19 protein-coding genes are annotated in these 17,926 nt (G+C 57.5%); 6 read left to right on the top strand and 13 right to left on the bottom strand.

What is annotated here, in order from left to right; translation table 11 throughout:
* Positions 1 to 23: 23 nt before the first annotated feature.
* Entirely contained in the window at positions 24 to 608 is a 585-nt protein-coding gene (locus B9G99_RS13305) for a Smr/MutS family protein (protein ID WP_086622588.1), read from the top strand.
* On the opposite strand, the gene B9G99_RS13300 is transcribed toward B9G99_RS13305, so the two are convergent.
* Complete coding sequence (locus B9G99_RS13300; protein WP_086622587.1) at positions 593 to 1,471, bottom strand: alpha/beta hydrolase; 879 nt, start codon at positions 1,469 to 1,471, stop codon at positions 593 to 595. The genes B9G99_RS13305 and B9G99_RS13300 overlap by 16 nt on opposite strands.
* Positions 1,472 to 1,881: 410 nt before the next feature.
* Between B9G99_RS13300 and B9G99_RS13295 the strand changes: the two genes are divergently transcribed.
* On the top strand, positions 1,882 to 2,832 hold the full coding sequence (locus B9G99_RS13295; RefSeq protein WP_086622586.1) for an AEC family transporter: 951 nt from the start codon (positions 1,882 to 1,884) through the stop codon (positions 2,830 to 2,832).
* Positions 2,833 to 2,875: 43 nt separating this feature from the next.
* On the opposite strand, the gene sixA is transcribed toward B9G99_RS13295, so the two are convergent.
* Both sixA and B9G99_RS13285 read right to left on the bottom strand, forming a co-directional pair.
* Complete coding sequence (sixA, locus tag B9G99_RS13290) at positions 2,876 to 3,373, bottom strand: phosphohistidine phosphatase SixA (protein WP_086622585.1); 498 nt, start codon at positions 3,371 to 3,373, stop codon at positions 2,876 to 2,878.
* Positions 3,370 to 4,476, bottom strand: coding sequence for an NAD(P)H-dependent glycerol-3-phosphate dehydrogenase (locus B9G99_RS13285; protein WP_086622584.1), 1,107 nt, complete (start codon positions 4,474 to 4,476; stop codon positions 3,370 to 3,372). Before B9G99_RS13285 ends, sixA begins: the two co-directional genes overlap by 4 nt.
* 299 nt (positions 4,477 to 4,775) lie before the next feature.
* Between B9G99_RS13285 and B9G99_RS13280 the strand changes: the two genes are divergently transcribed.
* Both B9G99_RS13280 and B9G99_RS13275 read left to right on the top strand, forming a co-directional pair.
* On the top strand, positions 4,776 to 5,438 hold the full coding sequence (locus B9G99_RS13280) for a response regulator transcription factor (protein ID WP_086623483.1): 663 nt from the start codon (positions 4,776 to 4,778) through the stop codon (positions 5,436 to 5,438).
* Complete coding sequence (locus B9G99_RS13275) at positions 5,435 to 6,859, top strand: ATP-binding protein (RefSeq protein ID WP_086622583.1); 1,425 nt, start codon at positions 5,435 to 5,437, stop codon at positions 6,857 to 6,859. The genes B9G99_RS13280 and B9G99_RS13275 overlap by 4 nt, the downstream gene beginning before the upstream one ends.
* A 72-nt stretch (positions 6,860 to 6,931) precedes the next feature.
* On the opposite strand, the gene B9G99_RS13270 is transcribed toward B9G99_RS13275, so the two are convergent.
* The 3 genes from B9G99_RS13270 to B9G99_RS13260 form a co-directional block, all read right to left on the bottom strand.
* Complete coding sequence (locus tag B9G99_RS13270; RefSeq protein WP_227875821.1) at positions 6,932 to 7,660, bottom strand: protein bax; 729 nt, start codon at positions 7,658 to 7,660, stop codon at positions 6,932 to 6,934.
* A 226-nt stretch (positions 7,661 to 7,886) separates the two neighbouring features.
* Entirely contained in the window at positions 7,887 to 9,770 is a 1,884-nt protein-coding gene (htpG, locus tag B9G99_RS13265; RefSeq protein ID WP_086622581.1) for a molecular chaperone HtpG, read from the bottom strand.
* Between the two features lie 173 nt (positions 9,771 to 9,943).
* Entirely contained in the window at positions 9,944 to 10,270 is a 327-nt protein-coding gene (locus tag B9G99_RS13260; protein ID WP_086623482.1) for a YkvA family protein, read from the bottom strand.
* 224 nt (positions 10,271 to 10,494) lie between these two features.
* Between B9G99_RS13260 and B9G99_RS13255 the strand changes: the two genes are divergently transcribed.
* A complete protein-coding gene (locus B9G99_RS13255; protein WP_086622580.1) occupies positions 10,495 to 12,396 on the top strand; it encodes a transglycosylase SLT domain-containing protein in 1,902 nt (633 codons plus the stop codon).
* A 46-nt stretch (positions 12,397 to 12,442) separates the two neighbouring features.
* On the opposite strand, the gene B9G99_RS13250 is transcribed toward B9G99_RS13255, so the two are convergent.
* The 5 genes from B9G99_RS13250 to B9G99_RS13230 form a co-directional block, all read right to left on the bottom strand.
* Complete coding sequence (locus tag B9G99_RS13250; protein ID WP_086622579.1) at positions 12,443 to 13,012, bottom strand: exopolysaccharide biosynthesis protein; 570 nt, start codon at positions 13,010 to 13,012, stop codon at positions 12,443 to 12,445.
* A gap of 38 nt (positions 13,013 to 13,050) precedes the next feature.
* The gene (locus tag B9G99_RS13245; RefSeq protein ID WP_086622578.1) at positions 13,051 to 13,989 is read right to left on the bottom strand and encodes a cation diffusion facilitator family transporter; all 939 of its coding nucleotides are present in this window, start codon (positions 13,987 to 13,989) and stop codon (positions 13,051 to 13,053) included.
* 20 nt (positions 13,990 to 14,009) lie between these two features.
* The gene (locus tag B9G99_RS13240; protein WP_086622577.1) at positions 14,010 to 14,441 is read right to left on the bottom strand and encodes an NINE protein; all 432 of its coding nucleotides are present in this window, start codon (positions 14,439 to 14,441) and stop codon (positions 14,010 to 14,012) included.
* 88 nt (positions 14,442 to 14,529) lie between these two features.
* On the bottom strand, positions 14,530 to 14,997 hold the full coding sequence (locus tag B9G99_RS13235) for a GNAT family N-acetyltransferase (RefSeq protein ID WP_086622576.1): 468 nt from the start codon (positions 14,995 to 14,997) through the stop codon (positions 14,530 to 14,532).
* The gene (locus tag B9G99_RS13230; RefSeq protein ID WP_086622575.1) at positions 14,994 to 15,833 is read right to left on the bottom strand and encodes an isopenicillin N synthase family dioxygenase; all 840 of its coding nucleotides are present in this window, start codon (positions 15,831 to 15,833) and stop codon (positions 14,994 to 14,996) included. The genes B9G99_RS13235 and B9G99_RS13230 overlap by 4 nt, the downstream gene beginning before the upstream one ends.
* Positions 15,834 to 16,051: 218 nt before the next feature.
* Here B9G99_RS13230 and B9G99_RS13225 point away from each other — a divergent pair, with 218 nt between their 5' ends.
* Positions 16,052 to 16,258 (top strand): cold-shock protein, encoded by a 207-nt coding sequence (locus B9G99_RS13225; protein ID WP_086622574.1) that lies wholly within the window; start codon positions 16,052 to 16,054, stop codon positions 16,256 to 16,258.
* A 91-nt stretch (positions 16,259 to 16,349) separates the two neighbouring features.
* Here B9G99_RS13225 and B9G99_RS13220 read toward each other — a convergent pair whose 3' ends face one another.
* Together B9G99_RS13220 and yegS are read right to left on the bottom strand one after the other, a co-directional pair.
* On the bottom strand, positions 16,350 to 16,691 hold the full coding sequence (locus tag B9G99_RS13220) for a hypothetical protein (protein ID WP_086622573.1): 342 nt from the start codon (positions 16,689 to 16,691) through the stop codon (positions 16,350 to 16,352).
* A 304-nt stretch (positions 16,692 to 16,995) separates the two neighbouring features.
* A complete protein-coding gene (gene yegS, locus B9G99_RS13215; RefSeq protein WP_086622572.1) occupies positions 16,996 to 17,898 on the bottom strand; it encodes a lipid kinase YegS in 903 nt (300 codons plus the stop codon).
* Positions 17,899 to 17,926 lie beyond the last annotated feature (28 nt).

The raw sequence follows: 17,926 nt of genomic DNA, 5'->3' as shown, positions 1-17,926 counted from the left end.
TACCATTTAGCGGAGACAAGGGCATGACCGGTAACCGCCAGACTGACGATGACGACCGGGCTGCCTTTCGCGAGGCCATGCAGGACAGCGACATCCGCCCGGTCCATCATGACCGCGCCGACACGGGTCGCATGCCACGACGCAGCGAACTTCGCCATCGTCGCGAGGCCGCCGCCAGCAATGGCAATACCACCACGGCCACCTCTTCACGTACGTCCGATGGTCGCGTCGATCCGGTGCGCCCCTCGGAAGCCCTGATGTTTGCCCTGAGCGATCTGCCGCATCGCACCCTGTCTCAGCTCAAGCGCGGCGCCATCGCCTGGCAGGCGGGCCTGGACCTCCATGGCTACGATCTGGAGCGGGCCAGAGCCGAGCTTGAAGCCTTTTTGCATGAAGCCCGCGCCAACCGCGCGCGCTGCGTGCTGATCGTTCATGGCAAGGCATGGTCGGGCGCGGCGCGCTACCCGGTCATCAAAAGTCATGTCAACGCCTGGCTGCGCGAACTGCCTGAAGTGCTTGCCTTTTGCTCGGCGCAGGACCGCGATGGCGGTACCGGCGCCGTTTATGTGCTGCTGCGCCGTACCCGGGAAGACTACGCTACGCCATAGGCCCGGAGAATCATCTCAGCCACACCGGCCACACTTTGCGGTTCGAGGTGAAGGTGATGCCCGCCTGGTATTTGATGAGTGGTCAGAGTGGTCATTTCATGGCGTACGCCTTCCCGGTCGAGATGATCCCCGACGATACCGTTGTCTGCCTTGATCAGATCAACCGGCGCACGAATGGCCAGCAGCATGTCGCGCGACTGCTCGGGCGTCAGCTTGACCTGTGACGGGCGCAGCAGACGCGGGTCGGTGCGATAGCGCATGCGCGCTTCATCCTGCACCAGGCTGCGCGCCATCAGCGGTTCGGCCGTATCGTGATCCAGCGGTGTGATGGCGCCGGCTACGCGTGCGTTGAGCGCCGCCTCGAGACTCGAATAGGACGGTGGCGGAGACAGTGGTCGACGCACGCCCAGTACCCCATTACGCAACTGGCGGGTCGACTGATCGGCCGGAGTTGTCAGCGCACCGATGCCATCGATCAGCCACAACCGTTCAATACGCTCGGGCAGAGCCGCGGCCAGTAGACAGGACACGCAGGCGCCCAGCGAGTGAGCCAACAGTGTGGCCCGCTCGATACCCAGATCATCAAGGGCATCCAGCACGTCGTGGAGATAGTCCCACAGGGCGTAATCGGTGCCTCTACCCTGCCACTGCGATTTGCCATGACCGGCAAAATCGATGGCCACGATGCGAATATCGAGCCTTTCCACCAGCAGTGGCGCCAGTCGGGTAAAGGTCGCAGCGTTGTCCAGCCAGCCATGCAGGGCAAGCCAGGTCGGCGCCCCTTTCGACAGCCCCTCCCGCTCCCATACCAGCCCGGCCAGACGATTATCGGCCAAATGGCACTCTCGCGGTCTTGCGCTCATCCTGCTCGCTCCATGATCATCAAACCGGCAACAATACGACGACCGTCCTCACGATGCACTCCCCCGGCCTCACAATCGGTTCATCAGTACTACCTGTGCCGGCAGTCCCACATGGTCCGGTTTTACAGGCCGAGCGACTCGCCGCCGGAGGCTCTGACGCGTATAATACTGCGGCCTTCACTCCCTCTACCCCGGAGCCATGAATGTCTCTGTCCTCGCGTCGTCTGCGAAACCGTCTCTTTTTCATTGTCGTACTGGCCGGACTGGTCGTCGGATTTGTAACGCTCTAGATCATTGCGACATCACTTCTTCGAAGCAACATCCTTCACATTGACCTGCCATGAACGCACCAGTCGGGACGATTCATGACAGACAAGGCCATGGCAACTGTTGCCATACGGTAGCCCTGCATGAATCCGTCAGCCCTTTTCGCTGAAACACTCAGCGTGACCTTTCCTGTCTTTGCCATGGTCCTTCTGGGCGTTGCACTCAAGCGCCTCAAATGGATCGATACCGCTTTCATCAACACCAGTTCGGCGCTGGTGTTTCGTGGCGCCATGCCCACGCTGCTCTTTTTATCGCTGGTGGATGCAGACATGTCTCAGGCGCTGATACCAGGTCTGATGATCTATCTGTCGCTGGCCACCGTGATCAGCTTTTTGCTCATCTGGTGGTGGGCTACTCAACGTGTGCCTTTCGAGGATCGTGGCGTTTATGTCCAGGCCGCCTTTCGCGGTAATGGCGGCATTATCGGGCTGGCACTGGCCAGCAGCATGTACGGCACCTTTGGCCTCTCTGCCGGCAGTGTGCTGGTGGCCACCATTATTCCGCTTTATAACGTTCTGGCCGTGATCGTGCTTGCCTGGTATCAGCCCAACGCCAAAACCAGCTGGCGCAGCATCACGCTCAAGATTTTAAAAAATCCTCTGATACTTTCAGTGGTTGCAGGATTGTCCTTTGCGGCCAGTGGCCTTGCCCTGCCAGGCTGGTTGCATACTTCAGGAGAGTATTTCGCCAACATGACGCTACCGCTGGCGCTGATCAGCATCGGCGGGAGCATGTCGGTGGCGGCAATACGAGAGGCCAGTCGAGTGGCGCTGGGTGCCAGCGTGATCAAGATGATCACAATGCCGGCCGGGGCCGTGTTCGTGGCCTGGCTGGCAGGATTTGAAGGTCGGGAACTGGTGCTGCTCTTTCTGTTTCTGGGCAGCCCTTCAGCGGCGGCCAGCTTTGTCATGGCCAGAGCCATGGGCGGCAATGCAAGACTTGCGGCCAACACGGTTGCCATCACGACCCTTGTCAGCAGCGTGACCGTGACACTGGGCATTTTCATTTTGCAGATAACCGGTGTGGCAGGCTGAACACCCACCACACCGTATGACGCCTGCAAGGTGAGAAACACCGCTAGTCGAGGGTTACGGTTGCAGGCGTCACATGGCGTACCAGTGTTGCACATCCTGCCGCCCAGACCTCTGCCTCGAGCTCGACCACATCCGCCGTACCCATGGGCAGCCGGGCGTTGGGGCTGCCATCCACCAGCTGACCGACCAGCTCGGCCACCAGCGGCATGTGGCTGACAAACAGCCAGGGTGCATCGTCCTCACGCGGGTCAACATTGTGAGTAAGCCAGTCGATCAGGGTTTCCGGCGGCGCATCCGGCGTCATGATGGGCAGGGTCATGATGTCATGCACATTCAGCGCCTGACCGATAATGCGGGCACTTTGCTGAGCACGGTCATAGGGGCTTGCCACCACCTTCAACTGATGCCTGTCTTCTCCCAGCATCGACATAAACCAGTCGGCAATGCGGGCAACTTCCTGCTGACCGGTCAAGTCCAGTGGACGGTGGGCGTCAGGCGTTCCGGAGGCGGCTTCACCATGGCGCATGATATAGATTTTCATGATGGGATATCCCTGGCTGCGGTTTGCTGCTGTGCACGCCGCGTATCCTCTCGCGGCAGCGTGAATTCAACGTCACTGCTTTGCTCACTGCGCATGAGCGCCGTGGCCATGTCACGTGGCGCAACGCCTTCAAACATGACCCGATAAAGCCCGGTGGCCAGCGGCATGTAAATGTTTTCCTCGCTGGCTCGTTTGACCACCAGTGACACCGTATTGACCCCTTCAGCCACCTGACCCAGTGCCTCGGTGGCTTCCTCCAGCGTGCGTCCCTCCCCCATCGCATAACCGACTCGGTAATTGCGAGAAAGGTTTGAAGAGCAGGTGACAATCAGATCACCAACGCCTGCCAGTCCCAGGAAGGTCATGGGGCTGGCCCCCTGCGCCACCGCAAAGCGGCTCATTTCAGCAAGCGCCCGGGTAATCAGCATGCTACGCGTGTTTTCCCCCATGCCTAGCGCCGCGGCCATCCCGACGGCAATGGCATAGATGTTCTTGAGCGCGCCGCCCATCTCTACACCATAGCGGTCGTTACTGGCATAAACACGAAAATGATCGCAGGAAAGCGCCGCCTGCACCCGCGACCGGGTCTGTTCATCATTGCTGGCGATCACGCTGGCACTCAGGTGCCCCTGGGCGATCTCGGCGGCAAGGTTGGGCCCGGAGAGTACGCCGATATGGGCACTACCGGTTTCCTGCTCAAGAATCTGGCTCATGAGAAGAAAGCTATCGGTCTCGATCCCCTTGGTCGTGCTGACCAGAATGGCATCGGCTGCAAAAAACGGGGCTGCCTGACGCACGACCTGCCGAAAGCCACCCGAGGGGATCGCGATCAATACCAGACGCGCCTGATCAAGCACCCAGGCAAGATCCGTGGAGGCGACAACGTCGGGGTGAATCCTGAATTCGGGCAGATAGCGATGGTTAATGCGATGCGTGTTGACATGATCAACCAGCGCTGAATCACGCATCCACTGTCGTACCCTGGCCCCGCCACTGGAAGCGATACTGGCCAGTGCCGTGCCAAAGCTTCCTCCCCCCAGCACGGCCACCGGCGGCACACGAATATCGTCTGTAGTGACCTGAGGCTGATGCTCGACTGCCATGGATAATCCTTGTTGATCGACGATGGGCAGGGTTCAGTGTAACGCTTGACGGGCCGTGCAGGTAACGCATGCCAGGCTCGCACGGGTAGAATGTCAAAACGTCACGGCACAGGGCCATTCGCAGGACAGCACGCCGGGGCACCTGCGCAGGCACCCAGCGACCCCCAAGGGCCCGGGATTGGAATCGATATGCGCCGATACAGCGGCCGAGGATCATGAGAGCATTGGGCCATTATTCATCATGGCAGCTTCAGGGCGCCGAGCTGTCCATGTTTCGCAAGGAACAGGAACCCGAGCATATGAAGATATTATTTGTCGAAGATGATCTATTGCTGGGCGATGGCGTAGAGACTGCGCTGCGTCGTGAGGGTCATCAGGTCACATGGCTGACCGAAGGCGAGCGCGTGCTTGAACACGTCGAAAAGGGCCAGGTAGAAGCGGTCATTCTTGATCTGGGACTGCCCGGCATGGATGGCATGGAAGTGCTGCGCCGCATTCGTGCTGCCCATGAGATTCCGGTTTTGATACTGACCGCACGTGACAGCCTGGAAGATCGCATTCAGGGGCTTGATGCCGGCGCCGATGACTACGTTTTAAAGCCCTTCGATGTCGATGAACTCCACGCCAGACTACGCGCCATCAGCCGCCGGGCAGGCGGACGAACACAGCAGAATATCCGCATTGGCCCCCTGCATATCGACCATGCCCGCCATGAAGTCAGCTGGCAGGATCGGCTGGTCAAGCTCAGCCGGCGCGAATATACCCTGCTACATGAACTGGCCCAGCATCCGGGACAGGTGTTTACTCGCCCTCACCTGGAGAAGCTGCTGTACGGCTGTAGTGACGAGATCGAATCCAACGCGCTCGAAGTACACATTCATCATCTGCGCAAAAAGCTCGACAGCCATCTGATCGTGACTCTGCGTGGCATTGGCTACCGTCTGGACGATACCATCGAATGATCTCGATTCGCCGCTACCTCATGCGAGCAGTCATGGGGCTGGTACTGCTGTGTGCCCTTTTATCGGGCCTGGCCGCATGGCTGATCACCAAACACGAACTCGAGGAGATGTTTGACGCGCAGCTCTCCCAGTTCGGGCGAATCGTGACGGGCATGATCGATATCAACATGGACTCGCAGGACTATCAGGCACTGGCAGATCGTCTGACTCAGCCGGGTCATGCCGCACGCTTTTACAGCATTGAAGGCAGTCCGAACGCCGGGCTCGTCATGGAGACGCCATCCATGAGTGCGCCACGTCGCTTTCGCCCGGAGGAGCGCATGCTATCGCTGGGTTTCTGGAACAGCGATCGCACACCACGCATGCTCAGTGCCGAATGGAATGACAAGGGGCCCTTCCCCCCACCACAAAAGACCGGCTACCGGTGGATCAGTTACGATAACGAGAAATGGCGCGTTTTCAGCCTCTACGATCAGGAACATGGCGTCTGGGTATCTACCGGGCTGCGAGATGGTTTTCAGCAGGAGTTGATCAACAAGATCCTGCTGGGCAACAGCCTTCCGTTTCTGTTGATCCTGCCCCCTCTGGGCCTGGCGCTGTGGTGGGTCATTCGACGCGGCCTGCGACCCATCAACGACCTCTCTGACGAGGTGTCAAGGCGCTATCATCAGGACCTCACGCCCATCGATCAGGAGCCGCCCCGGGAATTGACAGGGCTTCGCGATTCGCTCAACGCCTTCATTGAAAGACTGCGAATGGCACTGGATCGCGAAAGACGGTTTACCGCCGATGCCGCACATGAGCTTCGCACCCCACTGGCGGCACTCAAGATACACCTGGACAATGCCCGCGCCAGCCAACAGGATCATCAAATGTCACTGGACAAGGCGCGCCAGGGCATCGAGCGCCTGCAGCGCGTGGTTGATCAATTGTTGACGCTGGCACGTGTCGAGCGCACACCGCAGCGCCAGCTTGACCTGGTGGATCTGTACCCTATCGCTTCAGAGCTGGCAGGCGAAATGTGGCCTCTGGCCGGCCGTCGGCAACAGCAACTGGAGATGAGCGGGCTATCCCGACTTGAAGTGCGTGCCGACCCGACCGAGCTGGGTGTACTGCTGCGAAATCTTCTGGATAATGCCCTGCGCTATACCCCTAATGGCGGTACCGTGACGCTGCATCTGGATCGGGCAGACGGTCAGCCAATGATCCAAGTCATCGATGACGGCCCCGGCGTACCTGACGAATCACTTGAAAAGATCACCGAACGCTTTCATCGAGCCAACCAGCGCATGACGGGCAGTGGCCTAGGGTTGTCAATCGTCAAACAGCTGACTCAGCGCCAGAAGGCCTCTCTGGTCATCAATAACCGCCAGCCCAAGGGGCTGATCGTCACCGTGATCTGGCCAACGCGACAGGTATAAGGGCCATCACACGCATGAAAAAGTCGCCTCGAGGGGCGACTTTTTCATATGTGGCGATACGGTGAGCAGCGTCTAGGCAGGATCGTCACTGTCCTGCACGCGCATTTCTTCGATCAGCGGCGCATTGGTATTCAAAAGCGACTGAAGCGCTGCCAGATAGGCATCACCGCGAATGGAGTAGTTTTGCAACGAGGGAATCAGCGCCAGCGCATTGACGTTTTTACCCTTGTCGCGCAAGGCAGCACGGCGTGTGCGCAGGTGCTCATAAGCATTATGCGTATTGAGATTGCGCATGTAGGCTTCAATACCGTCATACACTGTCGCAAAACTCTGGTAGCCACTGCCGGTACCGATCTGCTCAAGACCACAGTTATTGCCAAAGCAACGCATGCCAAAGAGGTTATTGCCCTCGCGAGCAAATCTTGATGTGCCCCAGCCGGATTCTTCTACGGCCTGAATCAGCACCAGCTGGATGGGCACGGTATCGACCCGGGCCAGCAGGGTGGACCAGTCGACATCCTTTTCGTTTTTGCAGCTCATACCATAATCGCTGCAAAGGGAGGCAAGGCGCTGGCGCGAATCGGTTGTCCAGCGTTTTTGATCACGCATATGTGTCAGCCATACGCGATCGTTCTGGATCTCATCGTTGGCTTTCTCGATGAGCGGAATCATCAGGTTGAAAAAGGCAATCTTGCGATCACTGCCGGCCGGGTGCTCTCGCAGGTCCGGCATCTGGAAACTGGGCTTGCTGGCATCGGCGTGAGAGGGTGTAAACACGCTGAAAACTGAGAGTGCAAGCACGAGCGTCAACGTCGTTAAAGGGCGATGCGTTCGTGTCATTTGACAGGACTCGGTATCAGGACAAGACGGCAGACTAACATGGTTTACCCACCATGTCGCCATAAGCGGCGACATGAGCCTAAAATACGCCATCTTGCGTCATTATGCAGAATGAATATTTTCAGAGGGAGTCGTTGGAAAGAGGGATGACGGTCATGCGACCGTCATCCCTTCGTCCTGGAACTGATTAATGGGTCAACATGGCATTCAGGCGACGCACATAGGCAGCCGGATCATCCAGCTGGCCGCCTTCAGCAATCACGGCCTGATCAAAAAGCACGTGCGCCAGATCCGTAAAGGCCTCTCCTTCACTGCCCTCCAGTCGTGCGACCAGCGCATGATCGGGATTGAACTCGAGAATCGGCTTGACCTCGGGCACAGGCTGGCCGGCGGCCTCCATCAGACGACGCATCTGATAGCCCATTTCGTTTTCGGGCAGTACCACGCAGGCCGGTGACTCGGTCAGACGGTGCGTGACCCGTACTTCCTGAACCTGGTCTCCCAGCGCCTCGCGGAAACGCTCGGCCAGTCCTTCCTTGGCTTTTGCACTTTCCTGCTGAGCCTGCTTTTCCTCTTCGCTGTCGATATCCCCCAGATCCAGATCCCCCCGGGTAATGTCGACCAGCGACTTGCCATCAAACTCGGTGAAATGGGTCATCAGCCACTCATCGATGCGATCGGACAGCAGCAGCACCTCGATGCCCTTCTTGCGGAAGATCTCCAGATGAGGGCTGTGCCGCGCGGCATTAAAGCTGTCGGCAATGATGTAGTAGATGCCCTGCTGGCCTTCTTTCATGCGAGACACATAGTCCGCCAGCGACTGATTCTGGGCCGAGGTGTCAGTGTGAGTGCTGGCAAAGCGCAGCAGGCCACCAATCTTTTCACGATTGCTGTGGTCTTCTGCCGGGCCTTCCTTGAGCACGCCGCCAAACTGGTTCCAGAAGTTCTGATAGGCGTCGCTGTCCTTTGAAAGCTTGCTCAGCATATCGAGCGCACGCTTGGTCAGCGCGCCTTTCATTTTTTCGACCTGCGGGTCCTGCTGCAGGATTTCGCGCGAAACGTTGAGCGACAGGTCATTGGAGTCGACCACGCCCTTCACAAAGCGCAGATACAGCGGCAGGAACTGCTCGGCATCATCAATGATGAAAACACGCTGAACGTACAGCTTGAGCCCACGGGCCCCTTCACGCTGATACAGATCGAACGGGGCGCGAGACGGAACGTAGAGCAGGCTGGTGTACTCGAGCTTGCCCTCGACCTTGTTATGGCTCCATGTCAGCGGGTCGCTGAAATCATGGGCCACATGCTTGTAGAACGCCTTGTACTCGTCGTCACTGACGTCGGTACGCGGACGAACCCATAGGGCCTGAGCCTCGTTGACCGTCTCCCAGGTCACAGTAACATCGTTATCGTCCTCGCCTTCCTGAACGGTCGGCATGCGTACCGGCACTTCGATATGATCGGAATACTTGCGAACCAGCCCCTTGAGGCGATGCTCGTCGGCAAACTCAAGCGCATCTTCCTTGAGATGCAACACGATCTCGGTGCCGTGGGCGGCGCGCTCGATATCAACGATGGTGAACTCACCCTCGCCCTTCGAGCGCCACTCCACGCCCTGATCCTGCGGCGTGCCGGCCAGGCGCGTGCGAACGACGACTTCGTCGGCCACGATAAAGCCCGAGTAGAAGCCAACGCCGAACTGGCCGATCAGTCGAGCGTCCTTTTGCTGCTCGCCGGACATCTGCTTGAGAAATTCGGCCGTTCCGGAACGCGCGATCGTGCCGAGATTGGCAATCACGTCTTCGCGGTTCATGCCGATGCCGTTGTCACGAATGGTGACGGTTTTGGCATCATGATCAAACTCGATCTCAACGCGAAGCTCGGGATCACCCTCATACAGGGCATCACTTTCCAGGGCACGATAGCGCAGCTTGTCGCAGGCGTCGGCACTGTTGGAAATCAGCTCACGCAGGAAAATTTCCCGGTTGGAATACAGGGAATTGATCATCAGGTGAAGAAGTTGTTTGACTTCGGTCTGAAAACCGAGCGTCTGCTCTTGCGCACTCGTCATGGCAACATTTCTCTTCTGACAATAATCAACAGGGTGAAACACACGGCGCGACCTGCTACCTGAGCAGGCCGTGCCGTGCTGTGTGTTACCCGTTATGGGGGAAGTTACCGATTTTTCAAGAGAAACGATGTCACATTCGTGGACGCGTGATCACGCCCCTTGAGCGCCGGACGCTACGCGACGGGCCTGTCGGCGCTTTCGCGCCAGCGTCGATAATCGTCAAGCTCCTCATCAAGCTTGGCCAGAAGCCAGCCGCCAATCACAAGATCATCAAGCACGCCCCAGAATAGAAAGAAATCCGGGATCAGATCGATGGGGCTGACCACATAGATAATGGCCAGAGCCATCAGCCCCACTGCCTTTTTGGGCAGCGGCCGATAACGCCCCTTTCGCCAGTCGTTCAGCATGGGAAAGAAGGTCCGCAATGCCTTGATGATGCGCCAGTAGACGCGACCACGACCACGAATCAGACCGATGGGGTTGAGTCGACCTTTTGCCATGGATGGATACTCCGCATAAAGAATGTCGTTCAAAAAGGTCGTTGGCTGACAGGGTTCATTCAACGTAGCGAACACTGAAGATCATCTTCGACAGGATCGTTAAATTCAGCCACCTGCATTAGTCTAGGCCCCCGGGAAGCAGTATGCCTGTCCCGTGCAGGTTCATATCGATGGCTGACAGGAGTTTTCGGGTGAGGGTTAAGCATAAATTATTCAAACATTGGATGGGCATCCTGCTGACCGCGGGCATTGCCGCACCGGCGATGGCAAGCGACGAGAGCTTTCAACAGGCCTTTGAGGCTGCTCGGGCTCAACAGTGGAGCCGGATCGACCATGACGCCATTCAGGGACACGTACTGGAAGGCTATGTCGAATATCACGAGCTCAAGTCGCGCCTGCCGGGAGTGTCTCCAGCCGTCATCAATGACTATCTGCAGCGCTATCGGCATTCGGTACTGTCGGAATGGATGCGCGGTGTGGCCCAGGACACATGGGGTGCCCGTCAGCAGTTCGATAATTTTCTTGCCGTCAGTGATGACGTTCCACAGGGCACCACGCGCCAGTGCTGGTACTACCGGGCACTTCTGGACCGGGAGCCCCAGCGAGCAGCGATCGGTGGGCGTCAGCTGTGGCTGGTCGATCATTCACAGCCAACGGCCTGTGATCCCTTGTTCGAGCGCCTTCGCGCCAATGGCGCCATTGATGGTGCCGATATCTGGTCACGTCTGATGCTGTCCTGGCGTGCCGGGGAAGATGCGATGGCGCGCTACCTTCCCGATGAACTGCCTGAAAGCTGGCAGCCCCAGCGCAGCGCGTTCCAGCGTCTTCAAAATGATCCTGGACGCATTACCGAACTACCCGGACTGATCGGTCAGGACAGCCCCGGCGCGCCTTCGCTTTACAGTGCGGCCATGGCACGCCTTATCCGGCAGGATACCGCTCAGGCCCTTGCGGCCTGGCGTGAGATCAAATCCCGCGCCCCGCTGACCGATGAGCAGCGTCACGATATCGAGCACGACCTGGCTTTTTACTCGCTGGTTCGCGATATCAATGCCAACGCCGGGTGGGCCGATGCTGCCACGGCACAACTGGGAGATCAGGACCTTATTGAATTAAGAACCCGAAAGGCACTCGAGCACCGTCAGTGGGGCGAAGTGGCTGCGTGGATCGAACGCATGAAGCCAGACGAGCGTCGTGATGCTCACTGGCAATACTGGCTGGGTCGTGCACGAGAGCAGCTCGGCAACACCGATGGCGCCCACCAGGCGTGGCAGATCGCGGCCGGCCAGCGCAGTTTTTTCGGCTTTGCCGCTGCGGATCGCATCAACCAGCCCTATGCGCTTGAAAACGAGCGGATCACGATCGCCGAGAAGGACATGAAGGATGCGGCCAACCTGCCCTCGATGCGCCGCATTGCCGCGCTGTACCGCATTGGAGAGCCAGGGCTGGCACGCGCCGAATGGTATTACCTGATGCGCCATCTCCCCAAAGCGCAGCGCCCAACCCTTACACAGTATGCGCTTGGCCAGGGATGGTATGACCTGACCATCTATGCTGCCATTCGCGGCGACCACTGGGACGCACTCGACTGGCGCTTCCCGCAGGGTTATGTCGACCTGTTCCAGAAATGGGGACACCAACGCAACGTCGACCCGTGGCTTCTGATGGCGTTGGCGCGCCGCGAGAGTTCCTTTAACCCTCAGGCACAGTCACCGGTCGGCGCGCGTGGGCTGATGCAGATCATGCCAGGTACGGGACAGCATGTGAGTCAACAGCTGGGCGTGCCATGGCAGGGCGTGACCAGCCTTGAAGACCCGGAAACCAATGTCATGCTGGGCAGCGCCTATATTCGCGACATGGCCGCACGCTACAGCGGTAATCGTGTGGCAGCGGCGGCAGCCTACAATGCGGGGCCGGGTCGGGTGGACCGCTGGCTGGCCGACAGCGACGAGCCTTTTGATCTTTTTATTGAAGAGATTCCGTTTCGAGAAACGCGCGAGTACGTTCAGGCCGTGCTGACCTACCGCGCCATCTTCGAAGGGCTTGCCAGAGGCACCACTCAGGGCGTTCACATGATGACCGAGCATGAACGCAAGGCGCGCTACAACGGCGCCCTTCAGCGCTAAAGGATAAATCTGCCCAATCGGGGCCCGGGTGTCGGGCCCCCTTTGATTAAATAAAAAGCAGAAACGACAGGATTCCAGCGACGGCCACGACCAGACCGATCAGCATGATCAGACCATCACGCGCGATCATGCCCAGCGCAATCAACAACAACATGCCGGCCGGTAGCGCAGCGGCAAAGGGCAAAAGCTCCAGCGGCGCCATCGAAAGACTCAACAGCGTGATCAGTACTGCCACCACACGCCGAGCAGCATTGGTATCCATGAATGTCAGACGAGGCTTGAAAAGAGACTCAAAGCGCTCGGCCCAGGGTTTGACACGAACCACCAGACGATGAAATCGGTCGCCCTCGATGGAGACCTTTCGCAGCCGCCCTGGCAGCCAGGGATGAGCACGTCCGAACACCTGTTGAATGGCGATCAGTGCCATGAACAGGCCGCAGGCGGTCGGAATGCCCGGCACCGGGCAGACCAGCGCCAGAAGCGATGGAATGACCAGCAGCGGTCCAAACCCGCGGGATTCAAAGGTCTTTAGAATGTCATTGATACTGACATCGCTTCCCTCATGCTCGTCGTCCAGCGACGTCATCAGCTCGCTGAGTCGGGTGGTTTGTGTCATGAATATCCGTATGGCCGGGATGAGTGGGTCGGCATGTGTCAGACCTGTTTCTGTTCGGAGGATGTGTTGTCTTCAAGGCTTGATTCGGCCTCGATAAAGATTCGCTTGATCTCGCCATGTTGCTGCTTGAGGCTCTGATCAAGCTCTGCAATGACGCGTTCAAGCTGCTCGGCCGGCATGCTTCGGCTAAAGCGCACGCTCAGATTGACCAGTATGAAATCAGGCCCCATATGCATGGTCAGCACTTCGTTGACCGCCTCCACCTGCGGGTGGCGTCCAACGATGTCGCGAATATCGTCGACAACCCGACGATTGGCGCTTTCACCGATCAATAGCCCCTTGGTTTCGATGGCCAGCCATACCGCGGTACCGGCCAGAATCAGCCCGATCACCATGGAAGCCACGCCATCAAAGATCGGATTGCCAGTCACCTGACTCAACCAGACGCCGCCCAGTGCCACGACAAGCCCCAGCATGGCGGCTGAGTCCTCAAAAAGCACCATGAACAACGAGGGGTCCTTGCCACGCTGCACCGCCTCGAGATAACCCCATTTGCCCTTGGCCTTGCGAAAGCCGTGCAGGGCAAAAAGCCATGACGCTCCCTCAAATAAAATGGCCAGACCCAGCACAATGTAGTTGATCAAGGGCGATGACATGGGCTCGGGTGAGCGTACATGCACCACCCCTTCGTAAAACGAAACCCCTGCCCCGATGGCAAAAATCAAAATGGCGACCACAAAGCTCCAGAAGTAAACCTCCTTGCCGTAACCAAAGGGAAAGTCGCGATCCGGCGGCTTGCCGGCACGATGCATTCCCAGCAGAAGCAGGACCTGATTGCCGGTATCCACGACCGAGTGAATACCTTCGGAGAGCATGGCCGAACTACCCGTAAAGGCAGCTGCCACAAACTTGGTAATGGCAACGGCCAGATTGCCTGCCATGGCCGCATAAATAACGGCCTTTGATTCAGAAGCCATGCATATTCCTTGACTGGAGACTAGCGCTCGCGTTGATGCTTGATCGACAGCTGATCATTGAGCGTCCAGAAATCATAGAGCACACCCAGCAGGAAAAGACCGCCTGTCAGCAGATAAATGACGCCCGTGATCCACTTGCCCATGTACATGCGATGGATACCGAGTACGCCAAGAAACGTCAGCAGTATCCAGGTAACGGTATAACTTCTGCTGCCGCGCTGAAAACGAAGATCGGCCTGACGGTCCATGAGAGGAATTAAAAAGAGATCGACAATCCAGCCGATCAGGAAAAGACCGAAGGTAAAAAACCAGATCGTCCCCGTAATCGGCTTGCCGTAATAAAATCGGTGGGCACCGGTGAACCCGAAAAGCCACAGCAGATAACCCATCAACATGTTGTGGGTGCCCTGTGTGGCATGAGTCGGAGGTGTTGCGCTTTCGGATACGGACATGGCATTGCCTTTCGAGAAGTTTAAGACTGCACACGATATGGTGGCAGATCATCAAACAGTCAATGCCGGATGGTGCGACAGCACCCTGTCACGTACGCCGCTCCATGTTCAAAAGCCCTGAAATATCACTCGCATTTTTCATGGGTTGAAACCCCATGCGCTCATAAAGCCGACGTGCCGGGTTTTCGGCAAATACCTTGAGGCGCATCTTTCTGGCACCCAGCGCTTCCTGACGAGCGATCCAGTTGGCCAGTACCTGCGAGCCGATCCCCTGCCCTCGCCATGGTGCTGCCATATGAAGCTCGCGAAGGTGATGAATACCTTCCATTACGTCCCATGCAATCAACCCGGCCTTTCGATCATCACGCATGACAATCGCCGTCTCCAGCCGCACCCATTGATCCCTGAACAGCTGACGACTGAACACCATACGCCGCTTCTGCCAGTAGGGAGACATGGTCTCCTCTACCAGCTGCTGAGCAAAGCGCAGATCATCCGTATGGTTGCCGGGTCGCCAGTCCAGCGGCCACTGCAGCTGAGAAGTAACGGCACTCATGACACGCCAAGCTCCCGCAGCCTTTCCTTGAGATAATCGTCGGCACTATAGCGGCTGGAGAGTACTACCTCCGGACGCGGGTGCAAAAACAGCGGCAGAGACAAACGCGCTCGCCCGCGTGAAGCACCTTCCGGGTTGACCACTCGATGCGTGGTGGAGGGAAAATAGCCGCTGGATGCCTCCTGAAGCATGTCGCCCACATTGATGACCAGCTGACCAGGGTCGCAGGGCACCGGCAGCCATTGACCGTCGCGCCCCTTGACTTCAAGACCTGCTTCGTTGGAAGCCGGCAGTACGGTAATCAGATTGATGTCTTCATGAGCCCCGGCGCGAACGGCACCTTCGCTCTCGTCCCCCTCAAGGGGCGGATAGTAAAGCACACGCAAAAGTGTCTGCTGACTGTCGCGAATCATGCTGGACAGCGCTTCACTGAAACGCCCGGAAACATCTTCAGGCGTGTTGGCTTCAATCCAGCCCAGCAATGTGGTCGCCACCTCCTGCGCAATACGATAGTACTCGTCGATATCGGCCTGCAGGCTATCGGGTACGCGGGTCCCCGGGTAGATATGAAAATATTCCTTGAGATCCTTTTGCGTGTGCCCCTTTGCCGTCTCGGAAATGCTCGCTGGAAAAAAGCCGGCATGCGTTTTGGGGTCGAAACGCCACTGCTCCTTGTCCTGACTCTCAAAAAAGGCCGACCATCCGGCATAGATCCGTTCGACAAGCGCCTGGGGTACGGGATGGTTACGCACGACGCCAAAACCGGTTTCGCGCAGTGACTGTGTGAACTGTTGCGCAGCCTGTGAATCCTGATAATCGACGTTCTGAACGTTCATCAATCCTGTCTCCGATACTGATCATTCCAGTCCATAATGGCATGCACCTGAAGATTGGCAAATTACACTTGACCTTTCTCCAGAATCTGAATCATGCTGCAAAAGGTAGCTTCACGGATCAGGCGCTGGTGGATACTTCGATCATTGCCCTTCTGGAAGCCCAACGCATAAACGGGCCGCGGCTCGGTATCACTGCAAATAAAGCAAGGACATCAAAGATGGCAACCGGTACTGTCAAATGGTTTAACGACACAAAGGGATACGGCTTTATCTCTCCCGATGACGGTGGCGACGATCTCTTCGCACACTTTTCCGAGATTCAGGCTGAAGGCTTCAAGTCGCTTCAGGATGGCCAGAAGGTCTCCTTTGAAGTGACTCAGGGCAAGAAAGGCCTTCAGGCCGCCAATATCAAGGCCGTGGACTGATTAACGCATCAGCACGCTTGTCTTGCAAAAAGCCCGCGCCATGGCGCGGGCTTTTTTATACGCGATCAACGCGGCATCGAAAGGCGATCAATCAGTTATCCAGATTTCTGGATTCTTCTGCCTGGGTCATGGCACCCGATGAATCCACATTGGTCGCGGTATGAGCCGTGCCGCCTTCACGAGTACTGATGCTCTCGTCGCTTCCCTTCTCTGTGCCGTCTGACGCTTCATTCATGCCCTGCATGCTGCTCTCATCACCGACCTGCCCGTCAGCGCCCGTGTTGAGATCTTCACCTTCCATTGAATGACTGTTTTGACTGGCCTCTTTGGCCTGCTGTGCGGCTTCTTCGGATGGCTCATCCTGCCCACAGGCGCTCAGACCAAACATCATGGCGAAGGCCAGACCTGTGGCCGCGATTGCTTTCCCTTTCATGACTCTCTCCCTGATCACTTCAAATAAACGATTTCAGAACATCATTGCGTTGCATCGATATAGCCTCGAGGCAGCATTAACGTCTATCCAGGAAACATCCGGGCTGTTTCTCTATTGCTGCAGATTTTACCGATCGGCCCATGGGTTCATGGCTTTTGATACCAGGTGAGCCAAACCGGGAGATCTACTATCTATAGCTGCAACCTGACGACCATTCCGTTGTTATTTTGTCACACTCAGCTTGAATACCAGTCAGTCAGCAAGCAGCTATCGCTGACCCCGGTCACGCTCATGGGAGGGACGACTATCGTCCTTCATAAATGAGCTGACATTCATCAGGAAGGATAACCGACAGCGCACCCGGGCAAACCTCTATTGTTGCCTGGGTGAACTCATGAAATTCGCCATCAAGGTTGATGGGCAATGGGGTTTCGCTTTGAAAGTCCATGGATGTCAGTTGGTGATAGCGCACAAGCTCTCCGTTGGTCGGCAACTCCCGCAACTCCTGAATGGCGTTACCCACTCGGCTCAAGGAGAAGGATTCAACGGTCAGCACATCCAGCAGGCCATCGTTGAGCAGCGCACGCGGCGCCAGCTCCTGCCCGCCCCCGGCCTGCCGGCCGTTGCCGATCGCCAGCACGATCAGATCACGTTCATAGTTGCCGTCGCGGGTCTGCAGATGACACCGAAAGGGCTCGAAACGCCAGGCCTGCATCACACCCACCAGCGAATAGGCACCGCCTCCCAGCAGCTTTTTAAGGGCGGGAGGGGTATCACTGGTGACCTTGGCGCCAAAGCCACCTGAGGCCATGTTCAAAAAATAAAGATCGTTGATGCGCCCGACATCAATGGCACGCTTATTCCCGTGCACCGCCAGAGAAAGCGCATCAAGCGGTGGATTGGGAATGCCGGTGGCAGTCGCAAAGTCGTTTGCTGTTCCCATGGGAATAATGCCGAGTGCCGGGCGTTTCGAGGATTCGATGCCCATCAATGCATTGGTCGCCTCATGAATCGTTCCATCACCGCCGGCGACAATAATGCGATCAAGATGCTGATCCACTGCCTCGTCGAGAAAGCGAGCAATGTCGCCATGCTCCCAGGTCACCCGAACCGAAAGATTCACGCCCTCATTTCGAATGCGATCCACTGCTTCACGCAGCTCAGGATTCCCGACCCCCTTGCCATTCACAATCAGCCAGAAATTCAATCTCGCACTCCTGTTTTATCGAATTGAG

This window comes from Kushneria konosiri (genome assembly GCF_002155145.1).
In the GTDB taxonomy this organism is placed as follows: Bacteria; Pseudomonadota; Gammaproteobacteria; order Pseudomonadales; family Halomonadaceae; genus Kushneria; species Kushneria konosiri.
This window is presented reverse-complemented; position numbering and strand designations above follow the sequence as displayed.